Source organism: Gynuella sp., from assembly GCF_050297175.1.
Lineage (GTDB): Bacteria > Pseudomonadota > Gammaproteobacteria > Pseudomonadales > Natronospirillaceae > Gynuella.
On sequence record NZ_JBNKSF010000035.1, the window covers coordinates 238675 to 258775 of the forward strand.

Below are 20101 nucleotides of genomic sequence, written 5' to 3' on the forward strand. Positions count from 1 at the left end.
CTGGCCCGCCTTCCAATTCCAAACGGACTGCGTGGCCGGACGTTATCAAGCAAGAAATAATCGCCGGATTGTATCGAAGTTATCAACACTAAGAAACAGCTTAATTCAGCCGCAAATGATAGGATTTTCCAACACTGACAAGTACTTAGAGCCTCTACGGAAATGACGAAAGAGGCTCTTTACATGCTGGTTACCCAGTGATGTGATCAATGCACCTTATCTATTAAAACCGTGGTGGCCTGCTCGCCAACCTTAACGGTCAACGGCTGCGACAGACCTTCGAGATCGCCAGCCTGGGCAGTCGCCACACCACCCTTAGATAGCCTGGCAACTATTTCAATATTCATTCCATCCTGCAAACCTGTCATCGCCGCCATCGTGGTGGTATCGTCCAACTGGATTGTAACTGGGAAAGAAGACGGTACAGACAGACGTTGAACCGCTACAGGCATCGGTGGCCCATTGACCTGACGTGCAGCAACAAACAACGAACGAGCACCATCAAGCTGCTGTTTAAGCTCATCCGAAAGGTCGATCGTAACCGCTAACACAATGGTAGGTTCAACAGCTGATTCGTCTTTAGGTATTGGCTTTCCGGCAGCTTTGAGATTATTTTCCGCCATAGTAATTGCGGACTGAACAGCCTCTGCTTCATTCGCTGGCATGACCTTGAGCATTTTTCGCCAATTGATCAATGCCTGCGCAAAGTCACCAGAAGCAAAAGCATCAACGCCCAATAACCCTAACGCCATTGTGTTAGTCGGTGCCAATTCCAGTGCCGTCTTCAGCATCTGCTTATCGGTATGACTGAGCACTCGATCATTATTGCTAAATCTCGCCTGGATCAGATTGGAAATCAACCAGGAATGATCAGTTGGATTAAGAGAACGGTTTTTTTCCGCAACTATTAAGGCTTTTTCGAAAATTCGTTCTGCATCCTGAGTCCGCCCAACCCCGAAATAGGTTTTACCAAGAAAAAACAAATCTTCAATGTTATCGGGGTGTCGTTCAACGCGCTCTTCCATCTGATTAAAAAACACCTGTTGCTGCTCCGGACTCTGACCCGCTGCCAGCATGGCTTCACGAAGTCTGACATCCCGCCAGCCACCTAGCTGGTAATAGACAGAAAAGGCGAACACGACCAAAACAACACCAGCCAACGGCACAAGCCATCTGGGGCGCGAAAGATCTTCACGGGAACGGGCTTCGAGTTTTTCAGTGTCCTCTACCAGACGGAGCTTCAACTCATTTTCAAGCTGTTGGTAATCTTCATCAGTGAATTCACCAGCAGCATGCGCCTGCTTAAGTTCACTAAGCTGTAATTTATGAGCACGTAAATTTTCCGCCTGACGATCAATTTGACGGGTCTTGGGCAGACTTCTGACAAACGGATAAAACAAAAAACCAAGCGCCACTAACGTCAGCAGGCCAGCAGTAATCCAGAACATGATTATTCCTTGCGGTTCAACAGCTCATCAGCTTTACGGAGCTGTTCTTCGGTCAATTCGAGTTGTTTGGTGGGTTTACGGGTACGCACGATCAGAACAGCTAAACCAAGTGCCAACAATAACGCCGGCCCCAGGTACAGCCATATGGTTGTCCAGGAAAGACGGGTGCGATAAGTTACAAACTCACTGTAGCGGGCAACCATAAAATCTACGATTTCTTTATCGGTCTTGCCGTCATTCAACAGTTCGTACACTTTGTCACGAATATCCTGAGAGATCGGTGCATCGGAATCGGCGACATTCTGATTCTGACATTTGGGACAGCGCAGCTCCTTGGTCAGCTTCTCATAGCGAAGCTCTAGTGTCGGGTTGTTCCAGTCGTATTTATAATCAGACACAGCACCAAATACGAAACCACTGCCCAGAAGTAAAAACAGTAAAATACTAAAGCGTTTCATAGATTGCCTTCAGCTTGTCATTCCAGACAACGTCGTTGATCTCACCCACGTGACGATAGGCAATCGTGCCATCACTGCGGATAAAGAACGTTTCTGGTGCTCCGGTTACACCAAGGTCAAATCCCAGGGTGCCGTCTTCATCATAAATATTGACTTCATAGGGATTGCCATAGGTCTCAAACCATTTGAGTGCAGATTCCCGACTGTCTTTGTAATCCATGCCGATAATTCTAACTCCCTGCTTGGAGAGCTTGTTCAACATAGGATGTTCAACCTTGCAGGTAATACACCAGGTTGCCCAGACATTCAGCAAAAAGGGCTTACCAACCATCGTGGTATTGCTGAGTATCTTTTGTGGATCCTTAACTGTTGGTAACGAAAATACCGGCAGTGGCTTACCTTTCAATGGGGTGGGAATATCCTCTTTGTTCTCGAGCTTAAGTGCCGGGACAAAGACCACCCCCAGAATGATGGCAAATACAACAGGGATAAAGAACAACCACCGATTCATGCGATTGCCTCTTGCTTGGCTGAAACATTATCGGTTTCCTTTAGGGCAGTTTTACGATAACGCTTGTCCAGCATTCCCAAAAGACCTCCAAATGCCATAAACAATGCTCCAAACCAAATCCAGCGCACGAACGGTTTAACATGAATACGAAGAGCCCAATCACCGCTGTCATTCAACTGCTCACCCAGTGCAACATACAAGTCACGAGTCAGGCCCGGTTGAATATCGGCTTCGGTCATGATGCTTCCGGCTGCCAGATACTGGCGTTTTTCTGGATGTAATACGACGATCAAATGCCCATTCCTGGAAACATCAATAGATCCTCTTTCAGCGAGATAGTTAGGGCCTCGTACCTTTTCTGTACCATTGAACTTGAAGTCATAACCGGAAAAGCTTTTTTCCTGCCCAATGGACATCCGTACATCATGTTCGACCTGAAAGTTTGCCACCATAACCACGCCAACCACCGTCACCACTACACCAAGATGCGCAATCAGCATACCGTAGTAACCCAGATTCATTTTTTTCAACCCGGCGGCAAAAGATGAAGCATGACGAATATTGTGGCGCACACTGATCATGGCGCTCAAAACGATCCAAAAAACCAGAGACAACCCCAGAACAACTGACCAAACAATACCACCGCTGTAGATATAAACAGCGAGAACAGCCAGCACCACTGAGACCGGAGCACTGATCAACTGAAATTTCAGAGTATGGGCAAGATTATCGCTTTTCCATTTCAATAACTGCCCGACACCAAGCAATGCCAGAAGTACAATCATCAGGGTATTGAACACCGTATTGAATATGGGTGGTCCAACCGAGATCTTACCCAACTTAAAAACATCGAAAATCAATGGCAGCAGAGTCCCCAACATGACTCCGAATGCAGCCACCGCCAGCAAGATGTTATTAAAAAACAGGAATGATTCCCGTGACATCATTTTGAAATAGGTGAAACTGCGCAGAGAAGGTGCCCGCAACGCAAACAACAACAGCGAACCACCAATCGCGATGGCCAACAAAGCCAGAATGAAATACCCCCGCTTGGGATCAGATGCGAAAGCGTGTACAGATGTCAGAACACCGGAGCGCACCAGAAACGTGCCGAGCAATGAAAAGGAAAAAGCGAAAATAGCCAGCAGCACCGTCCAGGACTTAAAGGCCCCGCGTTTTTCTGTCACAGCAAGACTGTGTATTAACGCTGTTCCGACCAACCAGGGCATAAAAGAAGCATTCTCAACGGGATCCCAAAACCACCAGCCTCCCCAGCCAAGTTCGTAGTAAGCCCACCAGCTGCCAAGCGCAATACCCAGCGTCAGGAAGATCCAGGCCACATTAGTCCAAGGCCGCGCCCACTTGGCCCAGGCAGCATCAAGTTGGCCGGAAATCAGTGCTGCGATAGCAAACACGAAAGCCACAGAGAAACCGACATATCCCATATAGAGCATCGGTGGGTGTAAAATCAGACCAATATCTTGAAGCAGCGGATTCAGATCCCGGCCATCCGCCGGAGGCATTGGCAATACCCGATCAAACGGACTGGATGTTAAAACCACAAAAATCAGGAATCCCAGAGTAATGATACCTAGCATACTCATTACCAGGGCCAATAGATCGGTAGGAAGTGAACGACTGAAAACAGATACCGCTAATGTCCAACCAGACAAAATCAGCACCCAAAGCAACATAGAACCTTCGTGACCACCCCAAATAGCACTGATTTTATAATAAATCGGTAATGCTGAATTGGAGTTACTGGCGACATAGGAGACCGAAAAATCATCCGTTGCCATGGCATAAGCCAACAAACCAAAAGCAAACGCCAGCATGACAAATACGCCCGTCGCAAGCATCCTGGAGGACATCATCATCCATACATTATTTTTAAAATAACCCCAGGCGGGTATTGTGGCGAGCAGAAAAGACAGCCCCAGTGCCAGAATCAAACAAAATAAGCCAAACTCAGGAATCATTGTGTCGCCTCTGCATAACTTGCATCACATGTGGCACCACCCTGTTGCGCTGCATCCAGGGCAGCCTTGGCTTCCGGTGGCATATATTTTTCGTCGTGCTTGGCCAATACCTGACTTGCCTTCACCACGCCATCGATAACCTTACCTTCAACCACTACACTCTGACCTTCACGAAATAAATCGGGCAATATTTTGTTATAACTGACTTTTACATCACTCATGCAGTCGGTCACCAGAAACTCTGTTTTCAGAGTGTCCTGATCCAACTGTCGGAACGAGCCGGCTTTCACAAGCCCACCGATTCGTACTTTCTGATCCACCAGATAATCACCTGCAGCAATTTCGCTCGGATGCTTGTACCAACTGATACTCTGACTGTTGGCATAGAGAATGACAGCAGCGGCAGTTCCTGCGAGCAGTACGCCACTTAAAATCAACACCAGTCGCTGGCGACGTTTTGGATTCATGATTCCTCCCGTCGATATTTTTGTAATTGCTGTTTAACAAACTGGCGCTGCCTGATTTTAGGCGCCATGATCAGATAGACCACACCAATGGCAAAACTGCCATAACTTAGCCATACATATTTGGCATGATGGCCCATCTGCAGGAATGCAGAAAAAGATTCAAACTGCCCCACTAACTCACTCCTCCCAACCGTTTGACTTCTTCACGAACCCAATTGGTTTTACGTTCCCGCTGCAGAATCTCTTGCCGGGTTCTGATCAAAACCTGGCTCCCGAAAAAGCAATACGTACCTAACACCATTACCAGTAATGGTATCCACATTTCTGCGGGCATGGCTGGCTTTTCAGTTAATTTAAACGTGGCGGGTTGATGCAGTGTATTCCACCAGTTAACAGAATATTTAATGATGGGAATATTGATGACGCCGACCAATGACAAAACGGCCGCCGACTTATCTGCGCTCTGCTGACTCTCCATGACGTTATAGATTGCCAGCACTCCCAGATATAAAAACAACTGAATCAGCATGGAAGTCAATCGGGCATCCCACACCCACCAGGTTCCCCAGGTCGGCTTGCCCCAGACAGCTCCGGTAATCAGCGACAGAATGCAGATCACCGTGCCAAATGGCACAGCTGACTTCAGCACCATATCTGCCATTTTCATACGCCAGACCAGACTGATGGCCCCTAGTACAGCCATCATGATGTAACAGGACTGCGCCAGAATAGCAGTGGGAACATGAATATAAATAATCCGATAACTATTACCCTGTTGATAATCAACCGGAGCATAAACCAACCCCCAGACGGTACCAATGGTTAACAATATCAATGCCAGAATGCCAAGCACCATACTCCAGCGCCAACTCATCTGGTAAAACCATTTCGGGGAACCCCACTTGTGAAACCAGGTCCACATAATCTATCTCAACCTCTTTTAAGACTGATTAACACTGATTCTCAATGCTACCGTAGTAATCCACGGAGCCAGGGCCAAAGCCACCAGAGAAATCGCGCAAATGTATAACAACTGTATTTTGAAACCCAGCCCAAGCGCCGCAGAAGCTACCGCACTGGCTCCGAATATCAGTACCGGAATAAACAACGGCATTACCAGCAGCGATAACAGCAGACCGCCCTTTCGCAGTCCGACGGTCAATGCAGCTCCCACTGAACCAATCAGACTGAGTGCCAGCGTCCCCACCCCCAACGACAACATTAGCGCGGGTACGGCTCTGCCGGGCAACGCCAGCATCAACGATAAAGCTGGACTGATCAGTGTCAGGGGTAACCCCGTCACCAGCCAGTGAGTTAACATCTTGGCCAGCACTCGCCATTCAACCACACCGTTTGACAACAAAATCTGCTCCAACGTGCCATCGTCGAAGTCAGCCCTAAACATCATGTCCAGCGATAACAGGGTTGCCAACAACGCAGCAACCCAGAGAATGCCAGCTGATAACTCACCCAGCTTCTCCATATCTGGTGTCACACCCATGGGAAATAGCGTAATAACCATCAGGAAAAACAGCAGTGGATTAAGTAAATCAGTACGTCGCCGGTAAGCAACCACCAACTCACGTTGTAACATTGCCCAGAATGCGCTCACCGGTACTGCTCCAGATCCAATACACTTAGATGTTCCATGTCCAGCCGGTGGTGGGTCGTCAAAATCACTGATCCACCACGTTCGCTGTGACTCGCAATATGTTGTTCCAGTTTGGCCACACCATCGAGATCCAGCGCCGTAAATGGCTCATCCAATACCCAGAGTGGCACCGCTTCATCAAGCAGATACAAACGTGCCAGGGCAATTCGCCGTTGTTGCCCGGCGGACAGGCTATGAGCCGGAACATCTTCAAAACCTTTTAGTCCGACTTTATCCAACGCTGCCAGGTACCGTGCCTCAGGCAAACTTAAATGAGCCTTAAGGGAAACACTGAAGCGCAGGTTTTCCAACGCAGTCGACACATTGGTCACACCAGGACGATGGCCCAGATACAAAAACTTCCCGGCATCCAGTTCCTGTTTGCTGCCGACAGGCTCATACCATTCGACGTCGCCTTCGACCACATCACTCAACCCTACAAGCTTACGTAATAAGGTTGTCTTGCCAGAACCATTTGCACCCTTAACCTGCATGACCTGATGACTGGTCAATGTCACAACAAGATTTTTGAACAATAAACGATCATCCCTTTCACAATATAAAGGGGATGTTTTTAGAATGACACGCTGCAAAAGCAATAACCTATGCTGAACCGGACTCAGATCAATCGAACTACCCCATGGGGAGTACTTTATTATCAGGGTTCGATAATCCCAGAAAAATCAATTATTTATAAGTATGCTATAGGCAAAGACCGGGGACTGTATCAAACCCTGAGTGTTAACTCTGTCAGAAAATTGACAAGAGTGATCCAACCCGAGCTCCAGAAACCCACTTTCCAGCCGATAAGGTGAAGGAGTATAACTACAACCCTGACTGGATGCATCGACCTGAATTTCATGGCTAATATCAGTAAAGAATCTATCCGCTTGTCACCCAGCAAACAGACGGGCGCCATTTCCAGCCAGACGGAACATCCGCCGGCAACAGCTCGCGCTCAGCCTCAGTCAGCTCCTGGTAACAAACTGATTGAAGCCATTGTCATGCGCAGCGAACCGTTTGTCGACCTGCAAAAAGGTAACGGAGAGCAGTTTCTGCTGGAGCTGAAGACTCCTCAGGGTACGTTATTCGTCAAATACCACAGCGCACTGGAACAGGGAACCGTGCTACTGCTCGAGCAAGAGAGCCAGCACTCGTTCAAAACGGCAGACATGAACCTGGAACCGTTAAGACTGAAACAACTGATACTTGCGGCTCAACAGTTCAATAATGAAAGTCTGCCAAAATCGAAGTTTATAGAGGGGCTCAGCACCCGTATTCTGAATCAATTGCAGAATACGGCATTCGAGTCGATTCCGACCCGCATTCAAAACGCATTGATTGCAGTATTGGTACATCATGCTCAGATGGGCGACTCCAACGCTGAAACACTCAGACAATGGGTCGGTCAGATTCAAAAACCGGCGATGCCAATTATCGAACCTTCTCAGACGCAGACAGCCTCCTCAATACCCAACAATCTTAATAACGAGCACAGTCAGCAGCAAACTTTCGCCCGAACGGCAGAAATCATGCGGCAGGTTCAGGAGCTGACTCTGCCAATCAAGTCAAACAATCAGTGGCAATCATTGGTCCGGATCCTGGCTGGTGAGTCGACCTCTTCCTCCTCACAACCGGCGACTCTGTCTTCTCAACATCAACAAACAACGCCAACATTAACGTCGCCAGGTACTGGCCCTGCTTCATCCATTACTACGGATTGGCCAGCCAGGCTGCAGTCGCTGTTTACTCAACTGCAGCCATACATTAAAAAACAGGAAAACACCGACCCGGCAACATCACAGCCAGCAACAGCTGCTACGGGGTCATCACCACAAGGTCCGGAGCAGGCTGCGACAATCCGTCAGCGCTTCATCGAACTGCTGGCCAAGGTCTCCACAAACAGCACAACGACAGATGCCGGTGTTCACCCTGTCTCAACTGATTTTGCCCCCAAAACAACGGCAACATCGGAGATACCACAACTGGTCGAACGAATTGCCAGGAAAACGGAAACCCTGCCGTTATCGCTTCTGCTCATGGAACTTGAACGCAGTCTCAACCAGGAACTGAGACAAAGACCGGACAGCATTGCCAACCGGCTCAAAACAGAAGCACAACGAATACTCAGCAGTACCGGCCTGTATACGCCGGAAAGTCTCAAAAAACAGGCTCACGGCGCATTAAGACCGGGCTCACAGGGTAATACTCAGGCATTGGAAGCGGTTTTGAATGAAAGCCGATCAGCACTGGCAAAAATTCAGTCTCAGCAAATGAATAACCTGCAGTTTCAATTTGAACCGGAATACCATCGGGCACATTTCCAGCAGTTCGAAATCCCTGTCAATCTGCCGGGTGTCATGACTCATGCTTTCGCCGAAATATGGCACCCTTTGGATAACAGCGATGAGACATCCGAGCAAACCAACAGCCGACAACAGCGTAAATGGCACCTGCGCCTGCATATGGAGTTCAAACCACTGCCACCGCATTGTGTGGAGTTATTTTTTTCGCTGAAAAATGAACATCAAATCCAGCAGCTGGGCCTAGTGTTCTGGAGTGAGGACCCACTGTCGCTGAACCTCTTTAATCAGTACCAGGACATCTTGCAGTCAGCCCTGCAAAGCAAAGGCATCGACGTGGAGCGGTTTGAATCCAAGCGGGGATTACCTGCCAGAGAACACATATCCCAACAACAACACAGCCAATCAATGGTGGACTTTAAAGTATGAACCAACCGGACCCTCAATCAGCGCTGGCGCTGCACTACAATGGCAAAGATACTCCAACGGTTGTGGCTACCGGTCAGGGAGAACTCGCGGAGGAGATTCTTAGACTGGCCAGGGAATATGAGGTACCCGTGCTGGAAAATAAAGAATTACTGGCTATGTTAACGAGCCTGGATATTGGCCAGGCCATTCCCGATCAGCTATTTGAAGTAATTGCTGAAATTATCGCCATGTCTTACTGGCTCAGAGGACGGGTACCGGAAGGGTTCAACTCAGACTAATGTGAGACAGTTTTTTACTGGGAGATGCTTACAGAGCAGCCCATCAAAACTCAATCAGATAACAGGAGAACACATGCACAAAAGCAAACTGGCCGGTTTTATCATTGATTGCCAGACACCTGACCTGAAGGGTTCTGCAGAATTCTGGGGCGCAGCACTAGGCATGATAACGGAAACATTTCCTGGGGAGGCGGGAGAAAAGTACATCAAACTTCAATCGCCGGAGACTCAGCTGAATATTGAGGTACAGACCGTTACTCACCCCAGCCGTATTCACCTGGATATAGAAACCGATGATATTGAAGCGGAAGTAAGCCGACTACAACGGTTAGGGGCCAAAGAAATAGAAAGGATTAAAACCTGGGTCATCATGGAAGCACCGACAGGCCATCGTTTTTGTGTGGTACAGGCCGAACCGGGAAACACATTCGACGATACTGCGAATCATTGGCAAGAATAATCTGTCACTCCACCTGGTCAGGGTGGAGTGAACTCAGACAAAATCATTGCAGATAGTACACACCATAGCGAATGGCTTTTGACAGATCAGCCGCCGCCTGACTTGCTGCAGTACCATTTCTCCAGCTTTTTGACACACTGGGTGAAAACTGATCCAACACCTGTTCAGTGGTCGCCATTCCATGGGCAATACTGGGCAGCAACTTGCCATTTTCAGAGGCAGCCATAAAGTCTTTTTTGCTTTTTTGGGCACACTGATCAAAACCCGCCAAAGACAAGTCCGTGCGTGCAGGAATAGAACCCTTGGCTTTATTGAACGCTATTTGAAAGCGCTCGCTCATGACATCTGATGCTAATGCCAGCTGGGCTTCAATTTTGCTTTCACCTTCCAGTTTGAACATGGCGAAACTGTCAACCACGTAAATAAAGCTGCCTTCCGTTCCCGGTGTCGTCGCACAGATATAGTCACGACCAGCTTGTTTGTTGGCCAGAATGAACTCACCCTTGGCCCAGTCACCCATGAACTGAAAAGCGGCTTCTCCATTGATAACCTGTTTGGTGGCTGCGTCCCAGGCCTCCGACCCCTTGCTCGGTGCCAAAAATGGCTCAAGACGTCCCATCTGCTCAAATACTTTCTCCATAGTTTTACTGCGCAGAACACCGGTGTCATGCTTGACAAATGCATCGAGATAAAACTCCGTACCACCTACAGCCAGAGCAACCGATTCAAACAACGTTGCGTCCTGCCAGGGCTCATTTCCAGCCGCAATCACAGGATACCCGGCCTTCTGAATTTTTTTTGCAACCGTCTCAAACTCTGCCCATGTAGTTGGAACTTTGGCACCAACTGCATCGAGAATCGATTTATTCACCCACATCCAATTACTGCGGTGCACATTCACAGGCGTGGCGACATAATGCCCTTTCAATTTCATTTCGTCGGCGATGACTTTGGGCAATTTGGAGTCCCAGTCTTCACGTTTGGAAATATCATCGAGATTAGCCAGGTAATTAAATCTCGCCCAGCGCTTGATTGACTCGCCTTTTAGAACGGTGGCTGCCGGCGGGTTACGCAGCAACACTCGATGATTAAGTTCCGATCTCGCCTGTACACCACTCCCTCCGGTGACGACAAAATCTTTCCAGGTATGGCCGGAATCCTGGACCATTTGCTTGAGGATATTGATCGCCGCAGCCTCACCACCGGATGTCCAATAGTGTAAAACCTCTACTTCCCCGGCCTTGACAAAAGTTGAGGCCATGAAAATGCACGCTATTTTAAAAAATATTCGAACCTGACGAGCTAATTGACAATTCATATTGATAACTTCCGTACTCTCTCGTTTATTTCTTGAACAACTAAAAACTGCTACCACTCCGGATTCGCCATGTCATTCAGGGGTCCTCTTATTGGAAACCCAAAGACAATCATCAAATTTGTCCGACTGAGCAAAACCTCAACAGTCTCACAAACTCTACGAAAATTTTTTTGATGAAAGCATAACCGCAATATTTACACTTTTATTATTCTCTTACAATTAGTAAATATCTAGTAAGCATCATATTTTATTTTTTAAGTAAGAAAGTTTCCATAGAACCTAATTTTCACGACCGCTAGACTGGTTAAAAAACTGAGGAGAGTACTATTTGAGAGGAAAGATTGAAAAAATCGGCTTTTTAGTAAGACATGCGACAAAAAGGAAACCGACACATCGTGTCAGTTCCCTGTATTGAATTACACGTTATAGGTTGAAGATGCGGTATCTCCGCCACGACCAGTCCAGTTAGTATGGAAAAACTCTCCACGTGGACGATCAATACGCTCATAAGTATGAGCCCCAAAGAAATCACGCTGAGCTTGTAGCAGATTTGCCGGAAGACGTTCAGCTCGGTAACCATCGAAATAGCTCAACGCTGATGTCATCGCAGGTGCTGAGATACCGTTGGTAACAGCCGCGGCGATCACTCTGCGCCATCCGGCCTGAGCCTGAGTAATTTTTTCTTTAAAATACGGGTCCAGTAACAGGTTGCTCAGCGCAGGGTTATTGTCAAACGCCTCTTTGATATTGCCCAGAAAAACGGAACGAATGATACAACCACCACGCCACATAAGTGCGATACCACCGTAGTTAAGGTTCCAGCCATATTCTTTGGCAGCTTCCCGCATCAATACATATCCCTGAGCATAGGAGACGATTTTGGCCGCAAACAATGCCTGTCTCAGGTCCTCGATAAACGCCTGCTTGTCACCTTCGAACACTGTTTGAGGGCCAGATAACACCTTCGAAGCCTCAACCCGTTCTTCTTTCTGGGCTGACAGGCAACGGGCAAAAACAGCTTCTCCAATCAAGGTCAGCGGGACACCCATTTCCAGTGCCGATACCCCTGTCCACTTACCCGTACCTTTTTGTCCAGCAGTATCAAGTATTTTTTCCACCAACGCTTCGCCATCTTCTCTATAAGCAAAAATATCGCGGGTGATTTCGATCAGGTAACTGTCAAGCTCCGTTTTGTTCCACGCAGCAAAAACGTCATGCAGTTCATCGGCATTCAGGCCCAGCAGCACTTTCATAATCTGATAAGCCTCCGTAATGAGCTGCATATCGCCATACTCAATGCCATTGTGAACCATTTTGACAAAGTGACCGGCGCCATTCTCACCCACCCAATCACAGCATGGAGTACCATCTTCTACTTTGGCGGAAATACCCTGAAAAATCGGCCGAACCGCTTCCCAGGCGGCGGGCGATCCACCTGGCATGATCGAAGGACCCGTCAGAGCACCTTCTTCCCCGCCTGATACACCACTGCCGACAAACAACAAGCCTTTGCTTTCAAGATAAGCCACTCGGCGATTGGTATCCGGGAAATGAGTATTGCCACCATCAATGATAATGTCACCGGGTTCAAGATGAGGAATCAACTGTTCGATGAAGTCGTCAACCGGCTGACCGGCTTTAACCATTAGCATGACTTTTCTAGGCTTGGACAAAGAAGCTACCAACTCTTCAATGGAATGGGCACCACGGATATTTTTACCCTTAGCACGACCAGCCAGAAAATTGTCCACTTTTTCTACGGAACGGTTGTAAGCTGTGACGGTAAACCCCTTGCTCTCCATATTCAGGACCAGGTTTTCGCCCATCACTGCCAAACCCACCAGACCGATATCCGATAATGCTTTCATAATTACCTTCCCCTCAATTTTTTAATCGCGCCGGGCAATTAACAGATAAACAAATTGTAGTTTTATTACAGAATAGTAACGCTTTTTGATGCTCAAAGTGAATTTTCTATCCCTTAATATCCTTTTTGAGCTTATTTTTTTGTAACAAACTTTCAGGATTGAATAAAACTCCAATGGTTGTCCCAGCGCAACCCAGTCTGCAGACTTGCTGACTGATCATCCGCCTTGATCATGCCAATGCCGCTACCGGCCCACCAATGCTGTCCATCAGAGACCAGAGAACAAACATCCGGAATATAGTCGCTATATAGAAAGGCCCGGCTGGCGACATCCCATACGCCAACCCGATGTCCACGCGGAGAACTGGCTACAATCTGATGTCCACAGCTCACAACAGACCCGATATAGTTTTTGAAATTCATCCAATCGAGATCACTGGCCTCAAAGGGTAACAGCTGTTGTGGCTGCTGGTCGACCGGACGATCTGTAATCGCCAGTAGCGGAAGGGTTTGCGGAATGTCGGATTGATACTGCATTGCAATCACTGCATGCCCGCTATCCGTCAAAGTCAGATGCCGCGTACTCAATAGATGATCCGCCGGTGCCAGACGCCAGTGTTCTTCACCTGTCCCCGGATGCACGCATAACAATGAAGGCTGCATGATATCCTGATTCAAGATCTCTCTACCAGCCGTCCTCAGGCCCCCAATACCAACCAATAGATAATCAGGGCGATGAAGAAGGATTTCATGTGGCCCCAATCCATCCAGAGGAACCATATCCCGCAATGACCAGCTTTCACGTTCATAATGAAACAACACCCCATCACTGGACCCCAGTTTTTCTCCGGAAACGTGCATGGCGTTGTCGGTAAATACCACATGACCATTAAACACATAACCTTGCGGTGCCGTGATACGACGGATAACTTTGCCAGTATCGGGCTCAAACACGATCACAAATGTACCCGGCCTACGGGCCACCACTGCGGCAACCTGATGCACCACTGACGCTGAGCCGTGAGCCCGGCCGGGCAGTGGAATCTGGTAGGTGACTCTGCCGGCAGTCAAATCAAAACAGATTGCAGACCATTGTCCGCCTCCTGTTTTAATCACTCCCAGAACCTTTTTCTGCTGACCACTTGGCATACTCGTGGCCAGGGTATGCCAGCTCATTCCGGCCAGCGCTGTAACCTTAATAAAGTCTCTACGATTAATCGCCATCTAAATTACTGAACCCTATGGTAATTCCAAGCTCAGGGGCCATTTCCGTCACCAGCAGCTTCACCAGGCTTTCTACAATAGTCTTTTGAATAACCCAGGATTTCAGTGGCATCTGCGGTTCTTCACCAGTGCTCAACACCACCATAACAGCATCAAAATCATTCCATAAAGCAGCATCCGTCTGCTGTTTCAAAACCTCTTCCATCTCCCGGATGGCATTAAACAGATGCCCCAGTATTATTAACTGAGAACCAGTCCGCCATCCTTCCATACCATAGAGGTTCAACTGGGTTTTACTCCCGGCAACCGCATCGATACGTTTTTCAGTCATGCCCAATAACGAGGTGTACTGGTTGAATTGGAATGCCAGGGTGGCTTGATCCGGAGTATTGGTGATTGACTCGACCTGCTGCAACATAGCGCTAAAGTTTATGATCCAGGCAGTAAAGTAACGACATGACTGCGAAGCTGGAGCCTGTTGGGCTGACAAAACATACTCAGCGCCCCCCAACGCGACTGCTGGTGCCGGTGCCTTGCCGAAGTCCATAGTATTGCTGGCCAATAAAGCCTGGGCCTGGCGTCGGGTAAGATCCTTTCGGTCGGGCCAGAAGCTGAACCGAAAGGCCAACCCCGACGCCTCCAACCGGTACGGTGCCAGCAACTGATAGCCGAGCCAGTTCCCGTGTAGGTTCTGCAACGAGTCCAGAGCTTGTTGGTAAGACGCCCCCTGCTCCTCAAGAGACTGACTGTCGTCATCAACTGCGGTACACAACGCCGTCACATCGTGCTCAAACGTTTCAAGCTGTTGATGGATCATCGCTAGTTTTTGGGTTTCATAGGTTTCCCACGGAGTCGCAGCAAATGCAGGAACCGTGATCAAAGCAAATAAAAAAGCAGCAACTTTCATTAGAGTGATTCCAAAAATTTCAATAATGACTGACGACTATCACGATCAGCTCTCAGATAGCGGTCGCGAGCGGCCTGGGCTTCGCCACCATGCCATAAGATGGCTTCTTCAATGGACCGGGCACGACCATCATGCAGGAAGAACGCTTTTCCGCCGGCTACTTCGTCAACCAGCCCCAACCCCCACAGTGGCGGGGTCCGCCATTCTGAACCGCTCGCATCAAATTCAGGACGATGATCAGCGAGACCTTCTCCCATATCATGCAATAACAAGTCGCTGTAAGGATAAAAAACCTGATTAGCCAACGATAGGTCCGCAATAGAAGCCGTTCGTTGTTGCGGTTTATGACACCACGCACATCCCATTTCGGCAAACAACTTTTCGCCCTGCTGTACGACGGGGTCATGGGTATTCCGTCGCGCAGGAACCCCCAAATGAGCAGTGTAAAATTCCACGTGAGAGAGGATATTATCACTGACTTCCTGATCTCCTCCGTTGGGAGCAGCCAGACAAGCCTGCTGCGCGGGTGTGCAGTCGGTCTGGTGAAACAGATAACTGGTCAGCCCCATATCACCAGAAAATGCTGCCGAATTCTGCTGCATCAAGGTAGGTTGACCGGCTTTCCAGCCAAACCGCCCGATCACGGTCTGTTGACGGGCAATATCCCAGACCTGATTAGGTCTGCCAGATACCATGCCCTGCTCTGCCTGTCGCTGCTGTTCGGCCAGTATATCGGCCTCTGGTATCGCCTGTATGAGCCCCAGACCAATCATTTGTGGAGCAATGCGAACAGAGGTCAGTAGGTCGGGCCCAGGGGCGCCGTAGCCAAAATTTTCCAAACGAAGATGAGGTTCTCGCAACTGCAGAGTCCTACCATCGGCAAAACGAACTTCTTTATCCTGATAATCAATAAAGATCTCCGCTTCTGCCGGGACGCTGGGAATGGCCATATCCTGTAACTGTCCTCCATAGACAGGATGAGGAATAACCCCTTCCCGCTGCAGTTGCTCTGGATCCGTCGTACCAGCGACACTCAACCGTACAAGCATAGATACTGCATTTTGCTCACCGGCTTCACGCGGATGACCTCGACCGTCTTTAATGTGACAGTTCTGACAACCGTTGGTATTGAATAATGGCCCGAGGCCATCGCGCGCGGTGGTTGAAGACGGCGCGATCACCCAGGGATTACGAAAAAAGCTGTTGCCAACACTAAAATCCAGACGCTGCAGAGGAGTTAGATTGGCTGCAGGAAGGGAGAAAGCCTGGCGACCGGATGCACTGACAGTGGTTTGTCCGCCACTCGGAGCCGCGTTAGCAACACCATAAACAAAAAGCAGAAACACAAAAGTTGGGAATATTTTTTCTTTCATAACAACAACGAAAAAGGCCGGTTTAGCACCAGCCTTTTTCAACATGGCTCAACGCCATGACTCCTCTATTAAGATTAGTATCAGAATTCATGATCCGCGGTATCCGGATTCAAATTGGTAATATCCAAAGCTTTCGCAGCACTTTCGATCCCCTGTGTCTCGGTGACAAGGGCCAAAATAGCGTTTCGAATAATCTCATGCCCAGCTTCATTTTCAGGAGCAATCATCTGATCAAACGCAATGTGGTTCTGTTCAGCTGAATTGACCATTACCGTCAGAGCAGAAGAGGTTGCCTTGAAATCGGCATCAAGCTGTTTGGATAATGCCTTATCAGTTTTCCGTAGCAGTTTGCGCAAGCTGGCACCCTTGGTTTTTTTGCCATCAGTAGCAACATAGGTACCATAGTAAATATTGCGGATACCCTGCGCATCGTAGAAATGGGAGTTATGGGTGTTGTCGCTAAAGCAATCATGCTCGTCTTCAGTGGAATTTGCCTCCAAAGCCACTTTCATGCGCTCTCCAGCCAATTCACCCAGGGCCAGGCTGCCCATACCAAATAGCATTTTGCGGATGACCTGTTGCTCAGGTTCAGCCAGCAGTTCAGCGCGATAATTATCAGCGACACCTGCCTGCCATTGGCCGGTCATCCACTCCAGATCATTGACCAGTAATTGAGTGACCGCTTGCAGATATTGGCCCCGACGATCACAGTTGCCATGAGTACAACCAGCACCCGTCAGGTAATCAGTGAAGGAACGTTCACCTGCTCCAGCTTCTAAGCCATGAAGATCCTGTCCCCACAGCAAAAACTCTATTGCATGATAACCGGTCGCCACATTGGCTTCAGACCCGGCAAACTCATTGAGACTAGACAACAGCTCTGGCGTCAGTTCTGTCATATCAATCGTTTCACCACCAATTTCCAGTTTGGGCGTGGCAATAATGTTCAAGGTCGCCCCCGGATTACCCAACTCGTAGATGTATGTGCCTTGGTCGACATAATCGATCAATCCTTCATCTAATGGCCAGGCATTCAGCCCCCCTTCCCAGTCATCCACAACCGGGTTGCCGAAACGAAATACTTCAGATTGTTGGTAAGGAATTCGGGAAACTTTCCACGCGGCTTTAGCAGCAGCCATAGTCTCAGCACTAGGCGCTTTCACCAGTGCGTCAACCGCAGCCTGCAGATCTTGGGCAGTGGCTAGCGCATCAGCATATGTAGCATAAGCGATATCTGCATAATTCTTGACGATCTTACTTTCCAGGCTAACAGCGGATGCCGCCCCAGCACATAAAGCTGCCATGATTCCGGCAACCAGCTTGACACGATACATCATTCTTACTCCCCGTTTACTTAATTGATAATCATTATCATTTAAAATGTTAACAAAATACTTATAATATGCAATCAATAATTATTTGTATTTGTAATACGGAGATTTCATCATGTTTTTGACGGCACTGTTTTCCATCATGGTGATGTTTGTTTGGCTACTGATCATTCTGGGATCAGACCGGGAAAACAAATATTTCGGGTTAAAAGCAGGACGGCTTTTTCAATGGGGTTTGCCCACCGCAGTGATCATGGCGATCAGCATAGAGCTATTGCATTTTTATTTTTAAAATCAGTTGCTGCTAGCTGCGCTTGAACTCTAAACGTCATCAATCTCACGAGCAAAATTTTCCGGCAGATTTTTTTTGGCCGTGGCCCCCATGGCCTTGAGCTTTTCCACTCGTCCCAACAGGTTGCCACGACCGCTCTCAAGCCGTTTGACAGTTTGTTCATACGAGTCCGATGCTTTGTTCAAATGCCGGCCAATTTCGTTTACCGATTCCAGCACCATTGCAAATTGGTCGTACAAACGGCCAGCATCCTGGGCGATGCGTTCAGCATTGCTGTTTTGGTTTTCATAGCGCCAGATGCTTTGCACTGTACGCAAAGTGGCCAGCAAGGTTGTCGGACTAACCAGAATTATGTTTTTTTCAAAAGCAGATGTAAAAATAGCGGAGTCTGTTTCCACCGCCAGCATAAATGCCGCTTCAACCGGAATAAACAACAGTACAAAATCCAGGCTACGCACACCTTCGAGGCGCTCATAGTTTTTCGCTGACAACAGCTGGATATGGCGCTTCACAGAATCGACATGGGCACGCAAATGCTTAACACGCAACTCATCAGTCTCTGCATTGCGGGTTCGCTCATAATCCAGCAGAGAGACTTTCGAATCGATAATAATGTCTTTATTTTCAGGCAGATGAACAATGACATCGGGTATCTGGCGTTTACCGGCTTCATCCTTCAGCACAACCTGGACATCATATTCATGACCTTTGCGTAAGCCACTATCCTGGAGGATTTTTTCGAGTACCATCTCCCCCCAATTACCCTGGATCTTGTTATCTCCTTTCAAAGCACGGGTAAGCGCCTGTGCCTCTTGAGACATTTTCAGATTCAGGTCTTTTAAACTTCCCAGCTCGAGTCGCAGCATCCTTCGGTCATCAGTATCTTTTTCATAAACATCCTCCACCCGTTGGCGAAAATCCTGCATTTGACTCCGCAAAGGATTCAGCAACGCTTCAAGCGAGTCTTTGTTGTCCTGTTTGAAAGCTTGTCGTTTCTCTTCAAATATCTTGTTGGCAAGGTTTTGAAACGACTGCGTCAACCGCTCTTCTTCACGCTGCACCAACTCCATCTGTTCCCGATACCGTCGGCTCTCCTCGCTACGGCGGGTTTCAATAACAGCCAGTTGCTGCTGTAACTGACGTACCCGTTTATCACTTAGATCCAGTTTGTCACGCAATCTTACGATCTCATGCTCCTGGCCGACTAACTGGGCAGACTGCTGTTGTTCCTTGAGGTTTGAAGCAACATGGTGATGACGCAGTTGTTCCAGCTCATCCCGTTGAGCCCGCCGCTTTGCAGCAGTAATGAAGATCCATCCCAGTAGCAGTAACACCAACAATACAGCAATTCCAGCCACTGCCTGCCACACTACCAGTTGTTCAATAATCACGTACGTATCCCAAACAAAATCAACTAAAAAAACCTGCGATTTTTTTTCGCTCTGCTAAATTAAATTTATATAGGAGGAAAAATATGAGCATCACCATATTACAGGCAACCCAAGAAATAGACGATCTACTGCCATTGCTGGATCGTGCTTATTGGGAAGCCAACAGTATTGATCACAAGGATACCATACACAACGTCATCTGGTTGCTGACTCAGGAAGCCATAGAGCTACACAAAGTCAGCATTCAGGATGGCCACTACCGTTATGAACCGGTGACTGAGACAATACGACATGCGCTACCACAGATGCGATATCTGGCAGAAAATCTGAGCGAAGTTTGTCGGCGAACCAATACTCACAAAGCATTGAGCCCGGCACTGCACAGCGCCATAACCATCTTCGACTAGCGTTCAT

21 protein-coding genes are annotated in these 20101 nt (G+C 48.3%); 5 read left to right on the forward strand and 16 right to left on the reverse strand.

All coding sequences use genetic code 11. From position 1 onward, the window contains the following. Positions 1–206: 206 nt before the first annotated feature. From ccmI to ccmA, 9 genes are read right to left on the reverse strand one after another with little or no spacing between them, the layout of a single operon-like run. Complete coding sequence (gene ccmI / locus ACQY6I_RS14155) at positions 207–1448, reverse strand: c-type cytochrome biogenesis protein CcmI (RefSeq protein WP_428242143.1); 1242 nt, start codon at positions 1446–1448, stop codon at positions 207–209. 2 nt (positions 1449–1450) lie between these two features. Continuing rightward, positions 1451–1906 carry a cytochrome c-type biogenesis protein gene (locus ACQY6I_RS14160; protein WP_428242144.1) on the reverse strand — a complete coding sequence of 152 codons (456 nt, stop codon included), beginning with the start codon at positions 1904–1906 and terminating at the stop codon, positions 1451–1453. Next, positions 1893–2417, reverse strand: a complete 525-nt coding sequence (locus tag ACQY6I_RS14165; RefSeq protein ID WP_428242145.1) for a DsbE family thiol:disulfide interchange protein — start codon at positions 2415–2417, stop codon at positions 1893–1895. Before ACQY6I_RS14165 ends, ACQY6I_RS14160 begins: the two co-directional genes overlap by 14 nt. Then, entirely contained in the window at positions 2414–4396 is a 1983-nt protein-coding gene (locus ACQY6I_RS14170; RefSeq protein WP_428242146.1) for a heme lyase CcmF/NrfE family subunit, read from the reverse strand. The genes ACQY6I_RS14165 and ACQY6I_RS14170 overlap by 4 nt, the downstream gene beginning before the upstream one ends. Continuing rightward, on the reverse strand, positions 4393–4863 hold the full coding sequence (gene ccmE, locus ACQY6I_RS14175) for a cytochrome c maturation protein CcmE (protein WP_428242147.1): 471 nt from the start codon (positions 4861–4863) through the stop codon (positions 4393–4395). Before ccmE ends, ACQY6I_RS14170 begins: the two co-directional genes overlap by 4 nt. Next, positions 4860–5036 carry a heme exporter protein CcmD gene (ccmD, locus tag ACQY6I_RS14180; protein ID WP_428242148.1) on the reverse strand — a complete coding sequence of 59 codons (177 nt, stop codon included), beginning with the start codon at positions 5034–5036 and terminating at the stop codon, positions 4860–4862. Before ccmD ends, ccmE begins: the two co-directional genes overlap by 4 nt. Then, positions 5036–5785 (reverse strand): heme ABC transporter permease, encoded by a 750-nt coding sequence (locus ACQY6I_RS14185; protein WP_428242149.1) that lies wholly within the window; start codon positions 5783–5785, stop codon positions 5036–5038. The genes ccmD and ACQY6I_RS14185 overlap by 1 nt, the downstream gene beginning before the upstream one ends. Before the next feature lie 18 nt (positions 5786–5803). Next, positions 5804–6475: a heme exporter protein CcmB gene (gene ccmB, locus ACQY6I_RS14190; protein WP_428242150.1), complete on the reverse strand. Its 672-nt coding sequence runs from the start codon at positions 6473–6475 to the stop codon at positions 5804–5806. Further along, positions 6472–7050: a cytochrome c biogenesis heme-transporting ATPase CcmA gene (gene ccmA / locus ACQY6I_RS14195; protein ID WP_428242151.1), complete on the reverse strand. Its 579-nt coding sequence runs from the start codon at positions 7048–7050 to the stop codon at positions 6472–6474. The genes ccmB and ccmA overlap by 4 nt, the downstream gene beginning before the upstream one ends. Positions 7051–7374: 324 nt before the next feature. Between ccmA and ACQY6I_RS14200 the strand changes: the two genes are divergently transcribed. The 3 genes from ACQY6I_RS14200 to ACQY6I_RS14210 all read left to right on the forward strand — a co-directional run bounded on the left by ACQY6I_RS14200 (position 7375) and on the right by ACQY6I_RS14210 (position 9984). After that, positions 7375–9246 carry a hypothetical protein gene (locus ACQY6I_RS14200; RefSeq protein ID WP_428242152.1) on the forward strand — a complete coding sequence of 624 codons (1872 nt, stop codon included), beginning with the start codon at positions 7375–7377 and terminating at the stop codon, positions 9244–9246. Further along, positions 9243–9524, forward strand: a complete 282-nt coding sequence (locus tag ACQY6I_RS14205) for an EscU/YscU/HrcU family type III secretion system export apparatus switch protein (protein ID WP_428242153.1) — start codon at positions 9243–9245, stop codon at positions 9522–9524. The genes ACQY6I_RS14200 and ACQY6I_RS14205 overlap by 4 nt, the downstream gene beginning before the upstream one ends. Before the next feature lie 73 nt (positions 9525–9597). Next, positions 9598–9984 (forward strand): VOC family protein, encoded by a 387-nt coding sequence (locus ACQY6I_RS14210; RefSeq protein WP_428242154.1) that lies wholly within the window; start codon positions 9598–9600, stop codon positions 9982–9984. 43 nt (positions 9985–10027) lie between these two features. Here the strand turns inward: ACQY6I_RS14210 and ACQY6I_RS14215 are convergent, their stop codons facing one another. The 6 genes from ACQY6I_RS14215 to ACQY6I_RS14240 all read right to left on the reverse strand — a co-directional run bounded on the left by ACQY6I_RS14215 (position 10028) and on the right by ACQY6I_RS14240 (position 18010). Then, positions 10028–11245 (reverse strand): ABC transporter substrate-binding protein, encoded by a 1218-nt coding sequence (locus tag ACQY6I_RS14215; RefSeq protein WP_428242155.1) that lies wholly within the window; start codon positions 11243–11245, stop codon positions 10028–10030. Between the two features lie 473 nt (positions 11246–11718). Next, positions 11719–13170: a decarboxylating NADP(+)-dependent phosphogluconate dehydrogenase gene (gene gnd, locus ACQY6I_RS14220; protein ID WP_428242156.1), complete on the reverse strand. Its 1452-nt coding sequence runs from the start codon at positions 13168–13170 to the stop codon at positions 11719–11721. A gap of 152 nt (positions 13171–13322) precedes the next feature. Further along, positions 13323–14393 (reverse strand): DUF1513 domain-containing protein, encoded by a 1071-nt coding sequence (locus ACQY6I_RS14225; RefSeq protein WP_428242157.1) that lies wholly within the window; start codon positions 14391–14393, stop codon positions 13323–13325. Continuing rightward, on the reverse strand, positions 14383–15300 hold the full coding sequence (locus tag ACQY6I_RS14230) for a hypothetical protein (protein WP_428242158.1): 918 nt from the start codon (positions 15298–15300) through the stop codon (positions 14383–14385). Before ACQY6I_RS14230 ends, ACQY6I_RS14225 begins: the two co-directional genes overlap by 11 nt. Further along, the gene (locus tag ACQY6I_RS14235; RefSeq protein WP_428242159.1) at positions 15300–16718 is read right to left on the reverse strand and encodes a di-heme oxidoredictase family protein; all 1419 of its coding nucleotides are present in this window, start codon (positions 16716–16718) and stop codon (positions 15300–15302) included. Before ACQY6I_RS14235 ends, ACQY6I_RS14230 begins: the two co-directional genes overlap by 1 nt. Before the next feature lie 35 nt (positions 16719–16753). After that, on the reverse strand, positions 16754–18010 hold the full coding sequence (locus ACQY6I_RS14240; protein ID WP_428242160.1) for an imelysin family protein: 1257 nt from the start codon (positions 18008–18010) through the stop codon (positions 16754–16756). Between the two features lie 109 nt (positions 18011–18119). Between ACQY6I_RS14240 and ACQY6I_RS14245 the strand changes: the two genes are divergently transcribed. Beyond that, entirely contained in the window at positions 18120–18296 is a 177-nt protein-coding gene (locus ACQY6I_RS14245) for a hypothetical protein (protein WP_428242161.1), read from the forward strand. A 29-nt stretch (positions 18297–18325) separates the two neighbouring features. Here ACQY6I_RS14245 and ACQY6I_RS14250 read toward each other — a convergent pair whose 3' ends face one another. Next, complete coding sequence (locus ACQY6I_RS14250; protein ID WP_428242162.1) at positions 18326–19687, reverse strand: DNA recombination protein RmuC; 1362 nt, start codon at positions 19685–19687, stop codon at positions 18326–18328. Positions 19688–19770: 83 nt separating this feature from the next. Here ACQY6I_RS14250 and ACQY6I_RS14255 point away from each other — a divergent pair, with 83 nt between their 5' ends. Further along, the gene (locus ACQY6I_RS14255) at positions 19771–20094 is read left to right on the forward strand and encodes a hypothetical protein (RefSeq protein ID WP_428242163.1); all 324 of its coding nucleotides are present in this window, start codon (positions 19771–19773) and stop codon (positions 20092–20094) included. Positions 20095–20101: the final 7 nt, after the last annotated feature.